The sequence below is a fragment of the Erysipelatoclostridium sp. AM42-17 genome (assembly GCF_003480255.1).
Lineage (GTDB): Bacteria > Bacillota_I > Bacilli_A > Erysipelotrichales > Coprobacillaceae > Faecalibacillus.
In genome coordinates this window covers 4,159-27,554 of the sequence record NZ_QUIN01000003.1, presented here as the reverse complement: position 1 = coordinate 27,554, position 23,396 = coordinate 4,159, and the positions used below count along the sequence as shown (strand labels likewise).

Below are 23,396 nucleotides of genomic sequence, written 5' to 3'. Positions count from 1 at the left end.
AGAAGCTTAAGCTTCTTCTTCACCTTCTTTCGTTTTTTCTACAACTTCTACCGAAGAGACTTGACTATCATGAACTTTAATTAAACGTACCCCTTGAGTAGCACGTCCTGCTGTTTTAACTTGTTCCATTGGTAAACGAATGACAATACCATCATTAGTAATAATTAATAAATCTTCATCACCATTAACAGCTCTAATAGCGACAATATCACCATTACGTTCAGTAACATTAATTGTTTTAACACCTTTACCACCACGGTTAGATAAACGATATTCATCTATTGGTGACATCTTACCATATCCTTTTTCTGTAACAACCATGATAAGTTTTCCTTCTTTATCAGTTGTCATACCAATAACTTTAGAACCATCAACATTGATTCCTCTAACTCCACTGGCACTTCTACCCATTGGTCTTACATTTTCTTCATTAAAACGAACAAGTTTTCCATTACTTGCTGCAATAAGAACTTCATCATGACCTTGAGTTAATTTAACATTAACTAATTGATCCTCTTCTTTTAACTTGATCGCAATCTTACCAGTTTGTCTAATATTTTCAAACTCATCAATAGCGACACGTTTTACTAAACCTTTTTCTGTAACAAAGAATAAATATTGTTCTGGTTGTTCTTGAATATCCTTTTTATCAATGTTAATCATTGATTTAACACTTTCATCTTTATCTAAATTCAATAAATTAACAACCGGTAATCCTTTAGCTGTTCTACCAAATTCAGGAATATTATATCCTTTTAAACGATATACCTTACCTTTATTAGTAAAGAATAATAAATCATCATGCGTAGACATATGAATTAAACTACTTACAATGTCATCATTGTTCGTTGCCATACCTTTGATACCACGACCACCTCTATTTTGAGATTTATAAGTATCTACTGGCATTCTCTTTACATAACCATTATTTGTAAGTGAAATAATAATATCTTCAACCGGAATTAAATCTTCATCTTCAATATCAAAAGTACCTTGAATAATTTCAGTACGACGAGCATCACCATATTTATTTTTCACTTCAATTAATTCTGTTTTAATAATATCTAAAATACGAGATTGATTAGCTAAAATATCTTTTAAATCAGCAATCACTTTTAAAATTTCAGTTAATTCATCTTCAATCTTTTGTCTTTCCAAACCTGCCAAACGTTGTAATTGCATTTCACGAATAGCACGTGCTTGACGATCAGATAAATTAAATTCTTCCATCAATCTATTTTGTACTTCTTCTGTTGTACGACTAGAACGAATTAAATTAATAATAGCGTCAATATGGTCTAAAGCAATTTTTAAACCTTCTAAAATATGCGCTCTCGCTTCCGCTTTATTTAATTCAAATTGTGTACGACGACGAATTACTTCTTCTTGATGTTCTAAATATAAAGTAATTAATTCTTTAATATTTAATGTTTTAGGCTCATTGTTAACTAAAGCAATACTGTTAACTCCAAATGTTGTTTGTAAAGAAGTAAGTTTATATAACTGATTTAATACAACTTCTGCTTGAACATCTCGCTTTAACTCAATAACTAAACGAATTCCTTCTCTATTTGATTCATCACGAACATCTGTAATTCCTTCAACAACTTTATCACGAGCTAATTGTGAAATCTTTTCATGTAATCTTGCTTTATTAACCTGATAAGGAATTTCATTAACTACAATACGAGGTTTTCCTTTATGTTCTTCAATTTCAGTTTTAGCACGCATCACAATTAATCCATTACCAGTTTCATAGGCTTTTTTAATGGCACTTTTACCTAAAATATATCCTCCAGTAGGGAAATCAGGTCCATGTAAATAATTTTCCATTAAATCCAAAATACTAATATCAGGATTTTCACTCACTGCAATAATAGCGTCCACAACTTCATTTAAATTGTGTGGTGGAATATTCGTCGCCATCCCTACTGCAATTCCTGTTGATCCATTAATCAATAAGTTAGGAATACGACAAGGTAATACTGATGGTTCTTTTTCTTCACCATCATAGTTTGGAATAAAATCAATTGTATCTTTATTAATATCTCTTACTAATTCCATTGAGATTTTTGACATTCTGGCTTCAGTATAACGCATGGCTGCAGCACCATCGCCGTCAATGGAACCAAAGTTACCATGTCCATCAACAAGCATATAACGATAACTAAAATCTTGAGCCATTCTTACTAATGCTTCATAAATTGAAGAGTCACCATGAGGGTGATATTTCCCCATTACTTCCCCAACAATACGAGCTGATTTTTTATAGGCTTTATCGCTATAACATCCCAGTTCATTCATTCCATGAATAATTCTTCTTTGAACAGGTTTCATACCATCTCTAACATCTGGCAAAGCACGCGCAACAATAACAGACATTGCATATTGCATGAAGGAATATTTCATTTCAGATGTTAATTTAACTTTTCTAATACCACGTTGGTTATTATTTTCCATACTCTACTCCTTTATTAAATATCTAAGTCTGTAACGTACTTAGCGTTTTCTTGAATAAATTCACGTCGAGGTTCAACTTTTTCACCCATTAAAACATCAAATATCATATCTGCTTCAACAGCTTCATCTAAATCAATTTGATTTAAAATACGATGTTCTGGATCCATTGTTGTTTCCCATAACTGATCAGCATTCATTTCTCCTAAACCTTTATAACGTTGAATTGAATACTTCGCATTTTCACCTAATTTTGTTTTTAAATCTTCTAATTCTTCATCACTATATAAATAGTGATCATCTTTACCATGCTTTAATAAATAAAGTGGTGGTTGCGCTGCATAAACAAATCCTTGTTCAATAAGTGGTCTTAAATAACGATATAAGAACGTTAACATTAAAATACGAATATGCCCACCATCGACATCGGCATCGGTCATAATAACAATCTTATGATATCTTAATTTATTGATATCAAAATCTTCACCAATACCCGTACCAAAAGCCGTAATCATACTTCTAATCGTATCACTTGATAAAACACGATCTAATCTTGCTTTTTCAACATTTAAGATTTTTCCACGTAATGGTAAGATAGCTTGAATACGACGATCACGTCCCATTTTAGCACTACCACCAGCGGAATCCCCTTCGACTATAAAGATTTCGCATTCACTCGCATCTCTACTTGAACAATCTGCAAGTTTTCCGGGTAAAGCTGTTACTTCCATTCCCGTTTTTCTTCTTGTCATTTCACGTGCTTTTTTAGCTGCTAAACGAGCACGTGAAGCCACAATCGCTTTATCCATAATAATTTTAGCTGTATCGGGATTTTCTAATAAGAATTTTTCTAATGATTTAGAAATAATATTTGAAGCAATCTTTCTTACTTCTGCATTTCCTAATTTAGTTTTTGTTTGTCCTTCATATTGAGGATCAGGATGTTTAACCGAAATAATGGCTGTTAATCCTTCTCTTACATCATCTCCACTTAAAGCATCATCTTTTTCTTTTAAGAAATTATGATTTCTAGCGTAGTTATTAATAACTCTTGTTAGGGCTAAACGGAAACCTTCTTCATGCGTTCCCCCTTCGTGAGTATTAATATTATTACAGAATGAGTAGATATTTGATTGATAACCATCATTATATTGCATTCCTACTTCAATCTTAATATCATTTTGAATATCTTCTACATAAATAACATCATTATGAATAGGGGTTTTATTTTTATTAATAAATTCAACATATTCTTTAATTCCACCCTCATAATGATAAACATGCTTACGATCTTGATGATCTCTTTGATCAATTAAACTAATACGTAACCCTTTATTTAAGAAAGCTAATTCTCTTATTCTTTGTCTTAAAACTTCATAATCATAAACTGTTGTTTCTTGAAAAATACTAGCATCTGCTTTAAAAGTAACCGATGTTCCCTGTTTATCAGTTGATCCTACTTCTTTTAATGGAAAAACTGGTGTTCCCCCATTTTCAAATCTTTGATAATATTCTTTTCCTTCACGATAAACATGTACTTCTAGCCAAGATGATAAGGCATTAACAACACTGGCACCTACCCCATGTAAACCACCAGATACCTTATATCCGCCACCACCGAATTTACCTCCGGCATGTAACACTGTAAAAATAGTTTCTACTGTAGATTTACCAGTCTTTGGATGTTTTCCAGTTGGCATCCCACGACCATCATCTATGACTTCTACAACATCATCATCTTTAAGTACAACTTGAATATGGCTTGCATATCCCGCTAAAGCTTCATCAATTGAGTTATCAACAATTTCCCATACTAAATGATGTAACCCTCTTGAAGATGTTGTCCCAATATACATCCCTGGTCTTTTTCTTACAGCTTCTAAACCTTCTAAGACTTGAATGTCAGACTCATCATAACTATGTTCTACTTTGTTTTCTTCTGCCATTATTTTTCCTCCTTAATATAAATCTTTTTAGCTAATTGAATCACTTCATGATGAATATCATCAATGGAAGTGGTCGTAATAAAAGTTTGTATTTTATCATTTAATATATTTAATAAATTCGTTTTACGAATAGGATCTAATTCACTTAAAACATCATCTAATAAAAGAACGGGAAATTCTCCAATCTCTGCTTTAATTAGATAAATTAAAGCAATCTTCAAACTTAAAACAATAGAACGCTGTTGTCCTTGAGAAGCAAATTGCCCTGCAATTTTATGATCAATATATATTTTTAGATCATCTTTATGAATTCCATAATGTGTCTGTTGATACTTTAAATCACGATGAAATGCTTTTTTATAAAGATTTAAAATATGATCTTCATTTAATTCTTTAATAAAACAACCATACTCAATATCAACAGTTTCATCTTTAGAAGATATTTGTGGATAAATTGCTTGATAATATTGAGATAAAGAATGAATAAATTCTATTCTCTTCCTCATAATTTCAATTTGAATTTTAGCTAACTGTTCATCCAAAACTAATAAATAATCATCATACGAACCATTATTTTTAGCGAGTAACTTTAAATACTGGTTTCTTTCTTTTAATAATTTATTATATTTAGTCAGATGAAAAACATAAATGGGTGATATTTTAGAAAGTTCTAAATCTAGAAATTTTCTTCTTATACTAGGTGATCCTTTAACTAAAGAAAGATCTTCTGGTACAAAGACCACAACATTTAAATATCCTACATAATCACTTATTTTTAAAATATCTTTTTGATCAACTTTTGCTTTTTTAAATTCTTTGGATAAAACAACTTCTAAAAGATGTTGTTTATTATTTGCAAAAATATTTCCTTTTACTCTTGCAAAATCATGATCAAATTGAATCATTTGATCATTAATATGTGTTCGAAACGATTTACAAACCGATAATAAATATATAGCTTCGATTAAATTCGTTTTCCCCTGAGCATTATCACCAATAAGAATATTAATTCCCTGATGAAACTCAATAAAAAAATGATGATAATTTCTAAACTGAACAAGTTCTAAAGAATTAATCCTCATTAATTACATAAGTATCTTTATCATATTGAATCTTGTCACCACGATAAAGTTTTCTTCCCCTTCTTGTTTCTACTTCACCGTTTACTTTAACTAAACCATCATTAATAATCATCTTTGCATCTAGACCACTACCAACAATCCCAACAAATTTAACAAATTGGCCTAGAGTAATATATTCATCTCTAATTTGTATTTCTTTCATGATTGACCTCTTCTTTTATTTATAATTATACTCCTTAATTATAGCACAATTTTTAAAAAACTCAAAAAATAAAGCGTTATAACGTAAAAAATAAAAAATGATATGTTTATATCATTTTTATTAAAAATTGCTTAAATCTAAAAAAAACAATGAAATATAAAAAGAAAGCAAAATGCTTTCTTAATAAGTTCTAACAGGTAAGACTAATTGAATAAGATCATCTTTTTCAATATCTTTAATAATAAATGGTTTCATTTCACCTGTTAATAAAATACGAATTTTAGTACCTTTAAATGATTTAATAGCGTCACTAGCATATTTACAACTAAATGAAATACTTAAAGGTTCTCCTTTATAGAAAGAAGTAGATAAATTTTCTTCCACCGAACCAATTTCTTGTTGGTAAGAAGATAACATGACTTTATCACTAGATAAATCTAATTTAATAATGTTATTTTGTTCATTTGATAATAAAGATACACGATCAATCGCATTTAAAATATCTACAGTATCAATATCTAATTCATAATCAAAATGATCTGGAATTAAACGTGCAGTATCTGGATAAGATCCATCAATTAAACGGGTTTGAATAATATTTTGATCAAAAACAAATAATACTTTACGATCAGAAACATATAATTCAATGTCTTCATCTTTTTCAATAATTTTACTAATTTCATCTAAACTTAGTTTAGGGATTGTAATATTGAAAGTGACATCTTCATCTAAAGAAATGATCTTTTTAGCTAAACGATAACTGTCAGTAGCAACACATTCTAACGTATTGTTTTTAGCTTTAAAGTTAATTCCTGTTAAAATAGGTTTATTTTCTTTATCACTTGCAGCAAATTTAGTTTCACTGATAATGTTCTTTAAATGAAGAGCATTCATAATAAAATGAGTACCTGTTTTACTTAAATCAATACGAGGATAATCAATAGCGTCAGTACCATTTAAACTATATTCAATTTGATTACCTTTAATTCTTGTAAGTAAACCATCAATAATTTCAATTTCAATATCATCACTATTAATCTTTCTTACAATATCTAAAATATAGCGACTACTTAAAACAACAGATCCTTCTTCAATAATTTCTAAATCATCATCTTCATTAATGACTGTTTGAATTGTTAAATCACTATCACTACCTGTAAGCACTAAACGATTTTCTAATAAATCAAATTTAATTCCTGTAAGAACCGGTAACGGACTTCTAACAGAAACAGCTTTGGTTGCTTTTGATAAAGCATTTAATAATTTAATTCTTTTAATTTTAAAATGCATCATTTTTCTCCTTTATATTTATAATTTATAAAAAAGTTATTACTATTATTAGTGTGTGCATAACGTGAACAATCGTAAAAAACGTAGATTTAATCAATGTTTTCTATGTGGACGTTATGTGGATAAACTTGTGGTTAACTTTGTTGGTTTGTGCCTAACTTTTGTTTTAGTTTATCAATAGCTAATTTATAATCTTTATCTTTTTTTATTTTTGTTTCAACTCTTTTACAAGCTTTCATAATAGTTGAATGATCACGGTTAGAAAAAATCATTCCTATTTCATTAAATGTAATGTCTAATAGTTCTCTTATTAAATACATACATATTTCTCTAGGTGTTGTTAACTTTTGGGTCCTATTTTTAGATGTTAACTGAGAAATTGTTAAATAATAGAATTCAGCAGTTGTTTTTAAGATATATTCCGAAGTTAATTCTTCTTTAGGTTTTTTCGTCATTTTTTGATCTTTAAAGATTTCTGATGCAAAATCCATATCTACATAATCAGTATTGTTCATAATAGAACAGAAAATTAATCTCTTTAATTGTCCTTCTAGACTACGAATATCATTACAGTAATTCATAACCATAAAATCAATAACATCCTCATTAATTTTAAGAGAAGAATTATCTAAGTTTTCTATTTTCTTTTCTAAAATAGCTTTAGCTGTTTCAAATTCAGGTGGATCTATTCCAAAAGATAACCCTGATTTAAAACGGCTGATTAAACGATCTTCAATTCCTTGTAAATCTTCAGGCATTTTATCACTGGTAATAACGATTTGACGGTTATTATTAATAATTTCATTGAAGATATGGAAGAACATTTCACTACTTTTCTCTTTACCAAATAAGAATTGAATATCATCAATTAATAGAATATCAATAGATTTATATCTTTCATATAACTGATCAGATTTATTTGTTTTCATTGCTGAAATAATTTCATCTACGAAATCCTTTGAAGTAACATAATAAACTCTTAAATCAGGATTCTTCTTTTTAGCGTAATTTCCAATCGCATTTAATAAATGTGTTTTACCTAGACCAGGATTACTATATATAAATAAAGGATTAAAGTTATTACCTGGATTACTAGAAACAAGTAAGGCCGCATTTTGCGCCATACGGTTACAACTTCCAACAACAAAATTATCAAATGTTAAGTCAGGACGAAGATTATCTTTAAAGTGAACTTTTGTTCTTTGGACTTTCTTTTGATAATCACCTTTAGCCATAACTTCGATATGAACAGGTTTAGAAAATGAATTTGATAAAATAGATTCAATTTCTACCTTCTTTTCTAATATAGGTTGTTTATTCCAATCAAATTCTGTTGTAATAATGACTTTATCTTCATCAACTTCTTCTAAAGTAGCTGGTCTAAAATATGTATCTAACCAAATGTTATCGTCAACTATATGATTTTTTTCTAGCGAATCAATGGCTGATTGCCAAATAGTTGATAAATCGTGCATATTTTCACCCCTTAACGAACTCATTATATAAAGAAAAATATGAAAATAAAAGGTAAAAAAACAAAGCCACACTTCATTCACAATTCTATTCACAAAAATATTGAATATCTATGCTTATTTCACCAGTTATTCACTTTATTCACAACTTTTGGTGTGCACATGGAATAGGTGTGAATGTGAAAATAGAGCGCAAGATATGAAGTCATTTGTAGTGTCCACAACATGTTCACAACAAAAAAGAAACATATATAGACATAATTTTAAGTTTTGCACCTATGTGACTATATTAATTCATATAGGGAATAACTTGTGAGATTATAAGTGCATAAATTAAACGCAAAATAGAACTAAAAATGAAAAAAAGTAGAGAAAATAGGGAAATATTTGATTTTGACATTGACTTAAACCGCTAAACCATATAAAATAGTAGGGCATATGTTATTTGTATAAAAGTAAATAAAATTTTGGAGGTGTAATTAATGAAAAGAACATATCAACCAAATAAAAGAAAAAGATCAAAAACTCATGGTTTTAGAGCTAGAATGGCAACTGTAGGAGGAAGAAAAGTCATCGCACGTCGCCGTAAAAGAGGAAGAAAAGTATTATCTGCTTAATCAAAAATCCACTTTACGGTGGGTTTTTTTTCTAAAACTATATGAAAAAAGAACTTAGAGTAAGAAAAAATGAAGATTTTAGTAAGATTATTGCTAAGAAAAATAGTCTTTCTAATCGATGTTTTATTATTTATAAAAGTCAAAACACTATTGATCATGGACGTGTAGGTCTTTCAGTAAGTAAGAAATTAGGAAATGCAGTAGTTCGTAATAAAATAAAGAGACAAGTAAGAATGATGGTTCAAGAAGTTTTCGATTTTAATCAAAGTTATGATTATATAATTATTGTAAGAAAAAATTTCTTAAAGTATGACTATCATAAGAATTTATCAGAACTTACTTATCTTTATTCAAAAATAGAAAAAAGGACGGTAGGCAAGAATGGTATTAGACAACAAAACTAAAAAATATCTTAAGATTATTTGTTTAGTTTTATTTGTGGCAGTTCTTACAGGGTGTACACAAAACTTAGACAGTAGCGGTCAATTAATTAAGGGTAGAGGAATCACACTTAATACTCCTTGGACATTTAGTAAAGGATGGTTTGATTTCTTATTAGTTATTCCGATTGCTAAAGGGATTTTATATTTAGGAGATAGTTTACTTGGAAATGTAGCGATTGGGGTTGTGATTGTCACAATCATTATCAATATTATTACATTACCAATTATGATTAAATCAACTGTATCTACTCAAAAGATGCAATTAATTCAACCAGAAATTGAAAAGATTCAACGTAAATATCAAGGACGTAAAGATCAAACTTCACAAATGCGTATGAGCAGTGAAATTCAAAATCTTTATAAAAAACATGATATTAGTATGATGTCATCATTTGCGACATTCTTAACATTACCTATTATGTTAGCAATGTGGCAAGCAGTTCAACGTATTCAAATTTTATATCAAACAACATTCTTTGGATTCAATTTAGGTGATAAACCTATGGATCATATCTTCAAGTTTGATATTGCTTATATTTTATTATTAGTTGTTGTTGCAGCAACACAATTCTTCGCTATGAAGATTAATGAAATTATGGCTAAACGTAACCCACGTTATCGTCCAAGTCAACAAATGAAATCAATGAACATGATGAATAACTTTATGACAGTATTTATTATTTATTTTGCTGCCATTATGCCATCAGCCATGTCATTATATTGGATTACAACGAATATTATTAACGTTGTAAGAACTTGGTATATTTATGTACATCATGTTGAAAGAGCACAAAAAGAAGTAGATCAAGCTGATACAAATTATCTAACAAAAAGACAAAATAAATAGAAGGTGACATAATGAAAACTTATTCTGGAAAAACAGTACAAGATGCAATTAATCATGCTTGTCAGGATTTAGGAGTTACCACAGATCAATTAAATTATGAAGTAACATTAGAAACAAAAGGTTTATTTACAAAAAAAGCAGAAATTGCTTGTTGGACAATACCAATGGTTCAACAATATATTGAAGACTATATCAGAAAGATTTTAACTGATATGGAATTTGAAGTAGAAACTGTTTCTTATGTTCAAGATGGTCGTATTTATTGTAATATTAATACTGATCATAATTCTATTCTTATTGGAAAAGCAGGAGTTATTTTAAGAGCAATTAATTTGATTGTTAAAAATGCAGTACAAACTACTTTTAAGAAAAGAATTGAATTAAGTGTTGATATTAATGGTTATAAAGAAGAACGTTATAAAAAAGTAGCAGCTATGGCAAGACGCTTTGGAAAAACAGTCTTAAGAACAAAAACAGATTTAAAATTAGACCCAATGCCTGCAGATGAAAGAAAAGTGATGCATCAAGAAATCGCTAAGATGGAACACTTAAAGACTGAATCAAAAGGTGAAGGTAAAAACCGATACATGACAATTTCATATGTAGAATAGAAAACCGCTTATGCGGTTTTTTTAATACCCTTATGTAATAAATATGTCTCATAGTAATAAATAATTATTGATTATTTTATTTACTTTGTTATAATACTAACAACATAATAAAAGGGGGATTATTTATGAAATATCAGTTTTCAAAAAGATTTGATCAATTTACACCAAGTATGATTAGAGATGTTTTAATTAAAGCAGCAGGAGATGATATGATTAACTTTTCACCAGGTTTTCCTGATAAAAAAACATTTGATGTCGAGACAATCAAAAAATTATCAAATGAAATATTAGATGAAGATGCTTATGAAATCTTACAATATGCGATGAAACCAGCCTATCCAGGCTTAGTTAAATCAGTAAAACAATTCTTTAATTCATTAGAACCTCTTGTTAAAGAGGAAGATGATATTATGATTACTTCTGGTTCAGGGGAAGGACTAGAAATGGCTGCTAAAGTATTTTGTGATGAAGGAGATACCATTGTTGTAGAAGATCCTAGTTTTGTAGGAGCGTTAAATGGATTTAAAAGTAATAATGCAAAATTAATAGGGGTGCCATTAGAAAAAGATGGTTTAAATCTAGAACTACTAGAGAAAGCATTCCAAACTAAGCCTACACCTAAATTGTTGTATATTATTCCAACTTTTCAAAATCCAACATGTATTACAACTTCTTTAGAAAAAAGAAAAGCAATTTATGATTTATGTGTCAAGTATGGGGTATTAATACTTGAAGATAATCCTTATGGAACATTAAGATTCAAAGGAGAAATGGTACCATCTATTAAATCATTTGATACTGAAAATATTGTTGTATATCTTGCTAGTTTATCAAAAATCATTTCACCAGGTATCCGTATTGGAACGGTAGTGGCTAATAAAGAAATCGTAGATAAATTTGCAACAATGAAAGGAGCCAGTGCAGGAGCTGCGACTAACTGGTCTCAATATATCATTACAAAATTCTTAAATACAGTAGATATGGAAGAACATATTAAAAAAGTAAGTCATATTTATAAAGAAAAAAGTACATTAATGATAGAAACAATGAAAGAAACGTTCCATCCAAGTATTGATTTCCATGCACCGGATGGAGGAATGTTTGTATGGTTTACTTTACCTGAAGCTATTAATGCTGATCAATTTTTAGATGAAGCTTTGAAAAAGCATATTGCGATTGTACCCGGAAGTTGTTTTAGTACCGATTATTCTAATAGGGGCTTTAGATTATCATTTACCAGTGAACCACCAGAACAAATAGTAAAAGGGATTACAATGCTAGGTGAAATCACCCATCAATTATATCAATCATGATAACTATCAATAGTATAAAAGAATCTGATTATCAAGAAATAATACAGTTATGGAATAATCAGCCAGGTATTGGTATTCACCATATTGATGATTCATATGATGGATTTTTAGTATTCTTACATCGTAATCCACAAACATGTTTTGTAGTTAAAAGTCAAAATAAAATTATTGGTACATTGCTTGCGGGTTATGATGGCAGAAGAGTCACTCTTTATCATGTGATGATTGATGAGGCATATCAAGGACAAGGAATAGCTAGAAGATTAGTATTACACACAATAAAACAATTAAGAAAACTAAAAATTACAAAAGTAAACTTAGTTGTTTATAAGGATAACCAATTGGGTAATGCCTTTTGGGAAAAAATGAACTTTAAAATAAGAGATGATTTATATTATCGAGACTTAATATTATAAAAAAGAGGGAATAGTTATGGTTAATTTTGATGAAATCATTGATAGAAAAAAGAGTTATTGTGCAAAGTGGGATAGTCAACCTGAGGAAATAAATGATGATCGTTTAATTCCATTATGGGTAGCGGATATGGATTTTAAAGTAGCTCAACCCATTGAAAAAGCGATTGAAAAATGTGTGAGGCATGGAATATACGGGTATGCGACTATTCCTGAAAGTTATCATGAAGCTATCATAAGCTGGATGGAAAGAAGACATCAATTCAAAGTAGATAAAGATTGGATAGTGCTTACGCCAGGGGTTGTTACTGCTTTAAAAATTGCTGTTCAAGCCTATAGCCAAGTAGATGATGCTGTTTTAGTGTTTAAACCAGTATATCATCCTTTTGATTTTTCAATTGAATTAAATAAAAGAAAACTTGTAGAATGTCCACTTGTAAGAAAAGAAAATCATTATGAAATAGACTTAGAAGATTTAGAGACAAAAATAAAAGAAAATGATGTCAAGCTTATGATTTTATGTAATCCTCATAATCCTGTTGGTAAAGTTTATACGCAAGAAGAACTCTATCAAATTGGCATGATTTGTAAAAAATATCAAGTCAAAGTGATTGTTGATGAAATACATCAAGATTTTGTATTTGGTGATCATGAACATGTCCCATTTTATAATGTTGATGAATCATTTAAAGACTTTTCTATTATTTGTACTGCACCTAGTAAAACATTTAATCTTGCCGGATTACAAACTTCCAACATCATTATCGCAAATGAAAATATGAGAAAACAATTTATAGAAGTCAAGGAAGCTAATGGTATTAATGATCCCCAATTATTTGGTATGGTTGCTTGTATGAGTGCCTATAATGAATGTGAATTATGGGTAGATGAAATGTTAGAATATATTAATGATAATTTTATCTATCTAGATCAATTTTTAAAAACAAATATGCCAGAAATAAAAATGATGGATCATGAGGGCTTATATTTAGCTTGGATAGATTTTACAGCCATGAATATGACACATCAAGAATTGGAAGAATTTATGTTACATAAAGCGCATCTATGGTTAGATGAAGGATATATTTTTGGTACTGGGGGAGCAGGATTTGAAAGGTTTAACTTAGCTTTGCCCAGCTCACAATTAGAAAAAGTATGCCAACAATTATTAATAGCGTATAAGGAAAAATCGAGATAACATATCTCGATTTTTTTATATATCGCCATCATTTTTGGCTTCTAATACTTTAATCATATGATAAAGTGTTTCATTAACAGGAGTAGGAATATTTAATTCTTTCCCCATTTTCATGACTTCCTTAGAAAACATATCTACTTCACTATGTCTTTTTTGTCTTAAATCTTGAACCATTGAACAAACATTATCATAAGGAATACGGGATAATAATGCTCTTTGTTGATCAATCCACTCTTGTTTAATATCAATCCCTTTCGCTTTAGCTATTAAGTAAACCTCATGACCAGCCATCATTCGTAAGTGATCAGCATCATCGCTTACCTTCCATGCTCCAAAAGGAATATCTAAGACAGCACTGACTTGGTTTTCACTTACATTACAATAATATTTAAACCATTGATGAGCTAACATATCTTCTGGTATTTCATGATGAATATGAGCGGCAGTGAAGAGCTGATCAATGGCTTTAATATCATCTTGCATAATGGTGTTTTTAGGATGACCAAAATAATAAGTACCACTATTTTTATAAACGATTTGATGATCAATATTTACAGCAGAAATACGGGTAAAGCCATAAATAACCTTATCTTTACCAAAAGCGTCAATCAAAATACCTTCAGATGTTACACCATTTAAAAAAGAAATAATTTTTGTATGATCACTCACATGATTTTTAATATCTTCAATAACACTTGGTAAATGGTTAAATTTAGTACAAATCATAATTAAATCTAAAGGTTCATCATTTTGAGGTTCAATAAAGTTAAACTGATAAACTTGATTATTAATACTTACACCCTTTGCTAGACGTTCTTTACGGCTTCCCCCAGCAATAATATAAAATTGGTCCTTAAAATAAGTATGAAAAGATACTGCTAAAGAAGAGCCTATAGCCCCTAAGCCAATTAAACCTATTTTTTTAATTTCCATTTTCTCCCTCCTTTATTTATCGAAAAGTATATCATAATCAGTATGTATTAACAACTAATTATCATTTTAATAAAATATTATCTATATAATAAAAATAAGCTATATCAAGCAACATAAAGGATAATGAGGATCATAAAGATATAGATTAGTATAAATATAATAATTAATGTTATAATCATTTATCAAAGTGATAAATAATTATTGACAAAATAATTTCCTCTTGTATAATGAACTTAAATAAAAAAAAGAGGGGTGATAACATGATTAAAATAGAAGGGGTCGATAAATATTTTGGAGACAATCATGTTTTAAAAAATGTCAATATACGTGTTAAAGAAGGGGAAAAACTTGTTATCTTAGGTCCTTCTGGTTCAGGTAAATCAACAACTATTCGTTGTGTTAATTTTTTAGAAGAACCAACAGAAGGAAGGATTTTTATTAACGGTGAAGAAATGACAAAGAAAACCAGAACAAGATTAGTCAGAGATAATATCTCAATGGTATTTCAACAGTTTAATCTTTATCCACATATGACAGTTTTAGATAATTTAACATTAGCACCAATGAAACTCAAAAAGATGAGTAAGTGGGATGCTGAAGAATTAGGATTGCAGATGCTAGAAAAAGTTGGTCTCGCTAATAAAGCTCATGCATATCCAGAAGAATTATCTGGTGGTCAACAACAAAGAGTCGCTATTGCCAGAGCATTATGTACAAAATCAAAAATTATTTTATTTGATGAACCAACAAGTGCTCTAGATCCAGAAATGGTTCAAGAGGTATTAGATGTCATGGTCAATCTAGCTAAAGAAAATATTACAATGATTTGTGTAACCCATGAAATGGGGTTTGCAGAAGCCGTTGCAGATCGAGTCATTTTTATGGATGATGGTCAAGTCATTGAAGAGGGAACACCTAAAGAATTCTTTGCTCATCCTAAAACTGATCGAGCTAAAGACTTTTTAAGTAAAATTATTAGAAATTAAGGGGGAAAATATGATGAAGTGGACTAAAAAATTAGCAACAGGAATCACAGTAGGAGTAATGATGTTATCTATTGTTGGATGTAGTAGTTCAAGTAGTTCAGGGGGATCAGTTTTAGAACAAATTGCATCAAGAGGAACATTAAAAGTAGGGGTATCAGAAAATAAATTAGGTTTCGCTTTAGAAAATACTAAAACCGGTAAACTAGATGGTTTAGAAATCATGATAAGCGAACAAATCGCTAAAGATATCGCCAAGAAAGAAAAAGTAGATAAAATAGATGTAGATTTTACTAAGGTTAACGCTAAAACACGTACATCTATGTTAGATGAAGGAACATTAGATTTTTCAGCAGCAAGTGTAACAATTACACAAGAAAGAGCCAAATCATGGAACTTCTCTAGTTCATACTTTAATGATCCAGTATCTGTTATGACAAAGAAAGGGGCTTTTCCAACAGGGGTTAAAGGATTTAAAGATAAAGGGTCTAAAGTTATTATTGGGGTTCTTTTAGGAACAACATCTAAAGATGCCTTAATTAAATACGCTAAAGAAACATTAGGTTTAACTAATTTTGAAAACAATGTTGAATTTAAAGAATTTAATACGAATGATGAAGTTTTAATCGCATTAGATTCAGGAGTGGTAGATGGATATTGTTGTGATTATACGCAATTATTTGCTTATAAAACAAATAAATATGAAATCTTAGGTGAAACTGTAGGAGATAATTTTGAACCACAACCTTTAGGTATTATCACTCGTTATAAAACAGCGACAGATGGAGAAGATAAAGAATTTACAGCCTTTATTCAATCTGAAATTAAAAAATTCTGGAAATCAGGACAAATGAATAAATGGTTTAAAGCTTGTGGATATCCTTCACAAAAAGCACCAACTGATTTAGATTTAAAATATGGTCCATATCATCATGGAAAAAGTGAGTAAAAGCTTATGCAAATCTTATTATCAGGGTTTTCAGATGCATTAGGGCAATTACCAGCATTTATTGGATCTTTTCTAAAAGTTAGTTTAGTCGCATCCTTATTTGCGATGATCATTTCCTTAATCATTGGTGTTATCCTAGGTTTAATGGGAACAAGTAAACATATTCTATTAAAAGGAATATCAAGAGCCTTTGTTGAATTGTTCCAAAACACGCCAATTTTAATATTATTATTCTTCTTATATGCTTTTTCTCCTTATATCTTTGGTAAAACAGTTGACGCTATGACAATAGGAACAATTGTTTTAGGAGTTTATCATGGAGCTTATATGTGTGAAATTGTTCGTTCTGGTATTGAATCAATACCTAAAGGACAAAGTGAAGCAGCGTTATCACAAGGATTTAGTTATGTAGATACAATGCGTTATATTATTTTACCACAAGCTTTAAGAAAAATGGTGCCATCACTTACAACTCAAATTGTAGGGATTGTCAAAAATTCATCAATTTTACAATGTATTGCTGTAGCTGATTTGATGTATCAAGCAGAAGTATGGACATCTTATTCAGGACATTGTGGACCTGCTTATATTATTGCCGCTATGATTTACTTTATTGCTTGTTATCCTTTAACTTGTTTATCTCGTTATTTAGAAAACAAGGTTAAAGAAGGATATGCTACAAAAAAAGTTAAAAAAGTAAGAAAAGAAAAAATACCAGGAGGTGTTGAGAATGCTTCATAGTTTTTCCCATATCTTAACATCCGCTAATATTAATTATTTACTTAAAGGTTTATTACTTACATTACAATTTTCGATAATCAATATTCTTCTTAGTTTTATCTTAGGTTTAATATTAGCGATTGCTAGAAATTATGGTTCTAAAATCATTAAATCGTTAGTTATTATTTATGTTGAAATATTTAGAAATACACCTTTATTATTATGGTTGTTATTTGCTAGATTTGCTCTTACAAGAGCCTTTGGGATCCAACCCTATACTGCTGTTATTGCCATGTTTGTATGTTTCTTTGCTTCCATATTATGTGAACAAATTCGTTCCGGTATTAACTCTATTCCCGTTGGTCAATTTGAAGCAGCTCAATCACAAGGATTTACTTTTGTACAAACATTAAGATATATTATTATTCCTCAAGCAGTAAAAATGTTGATTCCTCAATTACTTTCAACTCTTATTACTATTATTAAAGATACATCTTATTTAAGTACCATTGCTATTGCAGATTTTATGTATCAAGCAAGAGCAGTGATGGCAAATTATATTACTGTACAAGATAAAATCGCATGTTATGCTATTATTGTCTTAGTATACTTCATTGTTAATTTCTTACTATCATGTCTTGTCAGATATTTATCATCAGATAAAAGAAAGAAAAATAAGAAATATAAATTAAAACAAGCCTTGAATTAATCCTACATCTCTTACTTAAACACCAAAGTAAGAGATGTATTTTTTTATTGTATATTAATATATAAATAAGTTATAATCTTTTGAAGAAAGGCGGTTTTTAAATGAATGAAGATATCATTGTAGCGATAGCTACATCACGTTTAGAAGCAGCAATCTCACTGATAAGATTGTCTGGTAAAGGAAGTATTGAATTTGTTCAACAATTTTTTACGGGAAAAATAATAAATAAAGAAAGTCATACCATTACTTATGGTTATATTCAAGATCAAGGGAAAAAAGTAGATGAAGTTCTCGTTAATATTTATCGTGGTAAAAAGACTTTTACGGGTGAAGAAATGGTAGAAATAAACTGTCATGGTGGTATTTTTATTACTCAAAAAGTATTAAATGTATGTTTAAAATATGGTGCTAGATTAGCCCAGCGTGGGGAATTTTCCAAAAGAGCCTTTTTAAATGGGCGAATTGATTTATCACAGGCTGAAGCAATTAGTGATTTGATTAGTGCTAAAAATGATTATGCCAGTGAGTTAGCTTTAAAGGGAATTCAAGGAAATATTAGTCATTTTATTGAAGACTTAAGAGAAGATTTAATTCAAATTATTACCCAAATAGAAGTCAATATTGATTATCCTGAATATGAAGATGTTGAAGAATTAACAGCACAAAAACTCTTACCACGCAGTGAACAATTACAAGCTAAGATGGATAAAATTATAGATGCTTCTAAAAATGTTCATTTATTAAAAGATGGTATTTCTACCGTGATTATTGGTAGACCCAATGTAGGGAAATCAAGTTTACTTAATGCTTTATTACAAGAAGATAAAGCAATTGTGACTGATATTGCTGGAACAACAAGAGATATTGTAGAAGGATCAATTCGTTTAGATAATATTGTGTTAAATATGATTGATACTGCAGGAATTAGGGAAACCAATGATGTAGTAGAAAGTATCGGGGTTAATAAGTCTAAAGAACTTATTAAAAGAGCTGATCTTGTTTTATTAGTGATTGATGGTTCAAAGCCTTTAACTAAGGAGGATGAAGAATTATTAGAATTATCAAAAGATACAACAAGAATTATTGTTTTAAATAAAGAAGATCAAGGAACCAATAATGATTTAGATGGTATTACTATCAGTGCTAAACAAAATCATATTCAACCACTCATTGATAAAATGAAAGAAATGTTTGCTTTAGGTAAAATTACTTCAGGTACTGAAGATATTTTAGCTAATGCTAGACAAATTCAATTATTAGAAAAAGCAAAACAATCTTTACAAATAGCGATTGATGCTATGCATCAATCTATTCCAACAGATTTAATTGTTGAAGATTTATATGACAGTTGGGAAAACTTAAAAGAAATATTAGGAGAGCAGGCAAAAGAGGATCTTTTAGATGAACTCTTTAAAAGATTCTGCATAGGTAAATAAGATGAAAACAAATCAAGCAATAGGTTATCGCTTTTTAAGATTTTTTAAATATTTAAGAAATCTAGCTATTATGAGTTTTATCATTTTTATCATTATTAATGCTATTAATACAGGAAATACGATTTTGTATTGGATTACTTATGCATGTATGATGATTTTTATTGTATCAGCGCTTCAAAGTGTTGTCTTGTATTTATTATCTAAATATTATTTATCAAAGAAGTAGGTGAAGTTATGATTAATATTTATAATCAAATTGATGGATTATTTGTTAATGGGATGATCAATGGTTTAATGGCTATCTTATTTGCAAGTGTTATTATTTTTGGAATCAATAAATTATGTAATCGATTTATTTGTAAGAAATGGCCAGAAAATCATAATACGCAAATGAGAATGAAAAAAACAATTATTGTATTTATTATGATTGCGATTATTTCAGGAGAGATTAAGGCTTTAAGTTCTTTAGCTAAAGCTTTACTTGCTTCAGGAGGAATCTTAGCAGTCGTGATTGGGTTGGCCAGTCAAGAAGCAGCAAGTAATTTAATTAATGGGTTAATGGTTATTTCTTATAAACCATTTAAAGAGGGAGACTTTGTTCATTTACCACAACAAAATATCTCTGGTAAAGTCATTGATGTCAGTTTAAGACATACAGTAATTGAAACTTTAGAAAAGACACAAGTCATTATTCCTAATACAATTATGAATAAAGAAGTGATAGAAAATATTAGTCAGGTAGAACGTACAAAAGCTAACCATTTGTTTGTGGATATTGCTTATGAAAGTGATATTGATCAAGCTATTTCTATTATTCAAAAATTAGCTGAAGCCCATCCATTATCAATAGATGGTAGAACAAAGGCAGAAAAACGAAAGGGAGCACCTAAAGTTGCTGTACATATTATTGATTTTAAAGATAGTGGTATTGCTTTAAGAGCAACAATTCATTCTAAAAATAATATTACCGGTTTTAATATGTTATCTGATTTAAGAAAAGAAATTATTCATGAGTTTAATCAAGCAGGAATTGAAATTCCTTATCCCCATATGGAAGTCATTAATAAAGAATGAGGTAAATAAATGAACAGAACAGAGGAAGCTATCATAGAATCATTTTGGCAATTATTAGAAGAAAAACCATTTAATAAAATAACAGTTCAAAATATTGTGGAACGCTGTGAAGTTAATCGCAATACGTTTTATTACCATTTTCAAGATATCCCTACTTTAGCTCAACAAAGTGTAAAAAGATGGGTTGATGAAGTCATCGAAACACATTATGAATTTGGTTCACCGTTGACATGTTTAATTCCGCTAACAGAAGAATTTATAAAACGTAAAGAAGCATTTAAACACCTTTATTTCTCATCTCAAAGAGATGACTTTATGCGTTATACGGATCATTTGGCTTATCATGTTGTTCGTTTATACATGAAACAAGATTCACATTATATATCCATATCAAATCAAGAAAAGGAAATGATCGTTCATCTATATAAATGTCTATTAATAGGTATTATTTTAGATTGGTTAGAAAGTGATACAAATTATGACTTATCATTATTTGTTAAAAATATATGTCAATTATTTGAAAGATTTCCTAGGCAATAGTTAAATACAAACAAAGAAGATTCAATTTAAGGAGTCATCTTAAATTGAATCTTCTTTGTTATTATTCCATAATTCCTCAGCAACAGGTTCCCAGTTTTTAGCATATTCATCACATTTACTACATAAATGGTCTACTGATTCTAGAGATTGTAAATCAGTTGACTGAGCATGTGTATCATGTACCATTTTTCTTAACATTTGAGGATTTTCTAACATGGGGCATGGTTGTAACATATTTTTATTAAATGGTTGATTTTGATGATAAGCCATTAACATAGGTGATTGTAAAGCTTCAAGTAATGTTTTTTCACGAATATTAGAGTCAGAATAATGAACAAAAACACAAGGATCAATATCTCCATGAGCATTAATATGTAAATAACGACGACCTCCAGCAATACATCCACCTACATATTCAGCATCATTTTGAAAATCCATAGCAAACAATGGTTTAGTAGCACGGTAATGACGAATACGTTCATATGTTTCTTTTCTTTGCTTAGGAGTAGGCATAAGTTCAGGGGCAGCATCATTACCTACTGGCATATAATGGAAATACCAAATAAAGTAGGCTCCCATTTCAATTAAACTATCATAAAATTCTTCAGATGTTATAGATTCAAAGTTTGCACTGGTGTAACAAGATGAAATACCAAAAACTAATTTTTTATCATGAAGTAATTTCATGGCTTTGATAACTTTTTGATAGACTCCTGCACCACGACGATCATCTGTAGCTTTTTCAAATCCTTCAATAGAAATAGCAGGAACAAAATTTCCTACTTCTAACATTTCATCAGCAAATGCTTCATCAATTAAAGTTGCATTAGTAAAACATAAGAAGATACAATCATCATGTTTTTTACATAATTGAATGATATCTTTCTTTTTAACCAGGGGTTCACCACCAGTATAAATATACATATAAATACCAAGCTTTTTACCTTGATTGATAATATCATCAATTTCATCAAAAGAGAGATTTAATTTGTTTCCATATTCAGCAGCCCAACAACCAGTACAATGTAAATTACAAGCAGAAGTAGGATCTAATAAAATAGTCCAAGGAATATTACATTGATATTTTTTACGACATGCTTCTTGTTTTTTCCAACCATCAATACCTGCATTAATAAAGAAATTACTAGCAAGTGTTTGCATGACATGAGGATCAACATCATTAATAATTTTTCTAATAAATGAATAATAAGGATGATCAGGATTATTCATGGCTTCACGTACCATTTTTCTTTGTGATTCAGATTCATTGCCAGCAAAACGATCAACCCAATCCATAATTTTCATCATATTATGTTCAGGATCTTTATAAATATATTGAAAAGCTTTTTCTAATCCGTATTTTTTGATAGTATTTGATGCATTCATGTTAACTCCTCCTCAAACATCATTATATGAATTATTTCTTTTTACATGACTATTTTATAGTCATATTTAAAATAACAACAATAGACAAAAAAACGAATATAACCAAAAATTAGACATTTTAATACTGATTGTCTAAATTTTAGTTATTTCATTAAAATTATCTATTTCATCTTGAATAAAAAAGACTATATTAAAAGTAGAAGGAGATGTTTAAAATGAAAACATTAAATAAAATTAAAATGAGTTTTGCAATGAATGCGATTCTTGCTTTGATAATAGGTTTATTATTTATTGTAAATCCTCATGACTCTTTTACAATCATTACAATGATTTGTGGTATATATATTGTTGTAAAAGGAATGATAGATTTAGTTTATTATTATCATTCTTGGTTAGAACCTTTCTTTCTTACAAGTACATTATTAAATGGGATTATAAAATGTGTAATTGGAATATTTATTTTGACACATATTTCAGCGATGACAATTTTATTTTCATATATGTTAAGTCTCTTTATTATTATTGATGGTATCTATTGTTTAGAAGCCTATGTATTTATGAGATCCTTTATACAAGAAACATTTAAAATAGATTATTTATTATCTTGGATTGTTATTATTTGTGGTATTGTATTATTCTTTATGGCACCTGATACGATTATGTCAGTTTCTTATGTTATTGGGGGATTATTAGTTATTTATGGTGTAATGAATTTAATTATTGTAGGGCGTTTAAGTCATATTGTAAGAAAATATAAAAACCTTATAGAATAAAC

General features: G+C 29.3%; 24 protein-coding genes. 16 read left to right on the top strand and 8 right to left on the bottom strand.

Going from position 1 to position 23,396, the window contains the following annotated elements; translation table 11 throughout:
- Positions 1 to 6: 6 nt before the first annotated feature.
- The 6 genes from gyrA to dnaA form a co-directional block, all read right to left on the bottom strand.
- Entirely contained in the window at positions 7 to 2,460 is a 2,454-nt protein-coding gene (gyrA, locus tag DW911_RS02185) for a DNA gyrase subunit A (protein WP_118607407.1), read from the bottom strand.
- Positions 2,461 to 2,474: 14 nt separating this feature from the next.
- On the bottom strand, positions 2,475 to 4,403 hold the full coding sequence (gene gyrB / locus DW911_RS02180) for a DNA topoisomerase (ATP-hydrolyzing) subunit B (protein ID WP_118432976.1): 1,929 nt from the start codon (positions 4,401 to 4,403) through the stop codon (positions 2,475 to 2,477).
- Positions 4,403 to 5,485 carry a DNA replication/repair protein RecF gene (gene recF, locus DW911_RS02175; protein WP_118432977.1) on the bottom strand — a complete coding sequence of 361 codons (1,083 nt, stop codon included), beginning with the start codon at positions 5,483 to 5,485 and terminating at the stop codon, positions 4,403 to 4,405. Before recF ends, gyrB begins: the two co-directional genes overlap by 1 nt.
- Positions 5,475 to 5,687: an RNA-binding S4 domain-containing protein gene (locus DW911_RS02170; protein ID WP_118432978.1), complete on the bottom strand. Its 213-nt coding sequence runs from the start codon at positions 5,685 to 5,687 to the stop codon at positions 5,475 to 5,477. The genes recF and DW911_RS02170 overlap by 11 nt, the downstream gene beginning before the upstream one ends.
- 180 nt (positions 5,688 to 5,867) lie before the next feature.
- Entirely contained in the window at positions 5,868 to 6,977 is a 1,110-nt protein-coding gene (gene dnaN, locus DW911_RS02165; RefSeq protein ID WP_118432979.1) for a DNA polymerase III subunit beta, read from the bottom strand.
- 134 nt (positions 6,978 to 7,111) lie between these two features.
- Positions 7,112 to 8,452, bottom strand: a complete 1,341-nt coding sequence (dnaA, locus tag DW911_RS02160; RefSeq protein ID WP_118607406.1) for a chromosomal replication initiator protein DnaA — start codon at positions 8,450 to 8,452, stop codon at positions 7,112 to 7,114.
- 479 nt (positions 8,453 to 8,931) lie between these two features.
- Between dnaA and rpmH the strand changes: the two genes are divergently transcribed.
- The 7 genes from rpmH to DW911_RS02125 all read left to right on the top strand — a co-directional run bounded on the left by rpmH (position 8,932) and on the right by DW911_RS02125 (position 13,891).
- The gene (gene rpmH, locus DW911_RS02155; protein ID WP_118432981.1) at positions 8,932 to 9,066 is read left to right on the top strand and encodes a 50S ribosomal protein L34; all 135 of its coding nucleotides are present in this window, start codon (positions 8,932 to 8,934) and stop codon (positions 9,064 to 9,066) included.
- 41 nt (positions 9,067 to 9,107) lie between these two features.
- Positions 9,108 to 9,470: a ribonuclease P protein component gene (gene rnpA / locus DW911_RS02150; RefSeq protein WP_118432982.1), complete on the top strand. Its 363-nt coding sequence runs from the start codon at positions 9,108 to 9,110 to the stop codon at positions 9,468 to 9,470.
- Positions 9,448 to 10,356 (top strand): YidC/Oxa1 family membrane protein insertase, encoded by a 909-nt coding sequence (locus DW911_RS02145; RefSeq protein WP_118607405.1) that lies wholly within the window; start codon positions 9,448 to 9,450, stop codon positions 10,354 to 10,356. The genes rnpA and DW911_RS02145 overlap by 23 nt, the downstream gene beginning before the upstream one ends.
- Before the next feature lie 11 nt (positions 10,357 to 10,367).
- Positions 10,368 to 10,967, top strand: coding sequence for a Jag family protein (locus DW911_RS02140; protein WP_118432984.1), 600 nt, complete (start codon positions 10,368 to 10,370; stop codon positions 10,965 to 10,967).
- A gap of 125 nt (positions 10,968 to 11,092) precedes the next feature.
- Positions 11,093 to 12,280 carry an aminotransferase-like domain-containing protein gene (locus DW911_RS02135; RefSeq protein ID WP_118607404.1) on the top strand — a complete coding sequence of 396 codons (1,188 nt, stop codon included), beginning with the start codon at positions 11,093 to 11,095 and terminating at the stop codon, positions 12,278 to 12,280.
- Entirely contained in the window at positions 12,277 to 12,696 is a 420-nt protein-coding gene (locus tag DW911_RS02130) for a GNAT family N-acetyltransferase (protein ID WP_118432986.1), read from the top strand. Before DW911_RS02135 ends, DW911_RS02130 begins: the two co-directional genes overlap by 4 nt.
- Before the next feature lie 16 nt (positions 12,697 to 12,712).
- Positions 12,713 to 13,891: a MalY/PatB family protein gene (locus tag DW911_RS02125; RefSeq protein WP_118607403.1), complete on the top strand. Its 1,179-nt coding sequence runs from the start codon at positions 12,713 to 12,715 to the stop codon at positions 13,889 to 13,891.
- A gap of 15 nt (positions 13,892 to 13,906) precedes the next feature.
- Here DW911_RS02125 and DW911_RS02120 read toward each other — a convergent pair whose 3' ends face one another.
- A complete protein-coding gene (locus DW911_RS02120; protein ID WP_118607402.1) occupies positions 13,907 to 14,824 on the bottom strand; it encodes a ketopantoate reductase family protein in 918 nt (305 codons plus the stop codon).
- A gap of 260 nt (positions 14,825 to 15,084) precedes the next feature.
- On the opposite strand from DW911_RS02120, the gene DW911_RS02115 reads away from it, so the two are divergent.
- The 8 genes from DW911_RS02115 (at position 15,085) to DW911_RS02080 (ending at position 21,235) form a co-directional block, all read left to right on the top strand.
- A complete protein-coding gene (locus DW911_RS02115; protein WP_118432989.1) occupies positions 15,085 to 15,810 on the top strand; it encodes an amino acid ABC transporter ATP-binding protein in 726 nt (241 codons plus the stop codon).
- Positions 15,811 to 15,820: 10 nt separating this feature from the next.
- Complete coding sequence (locus DW911_RS02110; RefSeq protein ID WP_118607401.1) at positions 15,821 to 16,756, top strand: transporter substrate-binding domain-containing protein; 936 nt, start codon at positions 15,821 to 15,823, stop codon at positions 16,754 to 16,756.
- A gap of 6 nt (positions 16,757 to 16,762) precedes the next feature.
- Positions 16,763 to 17,497, top strand: a complete 735-nt coding sequence (locus tag DW911_RS02105) for an amino acid ABC transporter permease (protein ID WP_118607400.1) — start codon at positions 16,763 to 16,765, stop codon at positions 17,495 to 17,497.
- Entirely contained in the window at positions 17,487 to 18,185 is a 699-nt protein-coding gene (locus DW911_RS02100) for an amino acid ABC transporter permease (protein ID WP_118432992.1), read from the top strand. The genes DW911_RS02105 and DW911_RS02100 overlap by 11 nt, the downstream gene beginning before the upstream one ends.
- A 101-nt stretch (positions 18,186 to 18,286) precedes the next feature.
- Entirely contained in the window at positions 18,287 to 19,621 is a 1,335-nt protein-coding gene (mnmE, locus tag DW911_RS02095) for a tRNA uridine-5-carboxymethylaminomethyl(34) synthesis GTPase MnmE (RefSeq protein ID WP_118432993.1), read from the top strand.
- Position 19,622: 1 nt separating this feature from the next.
- On the top strand, positions 19,623 to 19,847 hold the full coding sequence (locus DW911_RS02090) for a hypothetical protein (protein WP_118432994.1): 225 nt from the start codon (positions 19,623 to 19,625) through the stop codon (positions 19,845 to 19,847).
- An 8-nt stretch (positions 19,848 to 19,855) separates the two neighbouring features.
- Positions 19,856 to 20,695, top strand: a complete 840-nt coding sequence (locus DW911_RS02085; protein ID WP_118432995.1) for a mechanosensitive ion channel family protein — start codon at positions 19,856 to 19,858, stop codon at positions 20,693 to 20,695.
- Between the two features lie 9 nt (positions 20,696 to 20,704).
- Entirely contained in the window at positions 20,705 to 21,235 is a 531-nt protein-coding gene (locus tag DW911_RS02080; protein WP_118432996.1) for a TetR/AcrR family transcriptional regulator, read from the top strand.
- A 39-nt stretch (positions 21,236 to 21,274) separates the two neighbouring features.
- Here the strand turns inward: DW911_RS02080 and DW911_RS02075 are convergent, their stop codons facing one another.
- Positions 21,275 to 22,621 (bottom strand): radical SAM protein, encoded by a 1,347-nt coding sequence (locus tag DW911_RS02075; RefSeq protein ID WP_118607399.1) that lies wholly within the window; start codon positions 22,619 to 22,621, stop codon positions 21,275 to 21,277.
- Positions 22,622 to 22,836: 215 nt separating this feature from the next.
- Between DW911_RS02075 and DW911_RS02070 the strand changes: the two genes are divergently transcribed.
- Positions 22,837 to 23,394: a DUF308 domain-containing protein gene (locus DW911_RS02070; RefSeq protein WP_158575430.1), complete on the top strand. Its 558-nt coding sequence runs from the start codon at positions 22,837 to 22,839 to the stop codon at positions 23,392 to 23,394.
- Positions 23,395 to 23,396: the final 2 nt, after the last annotated feature.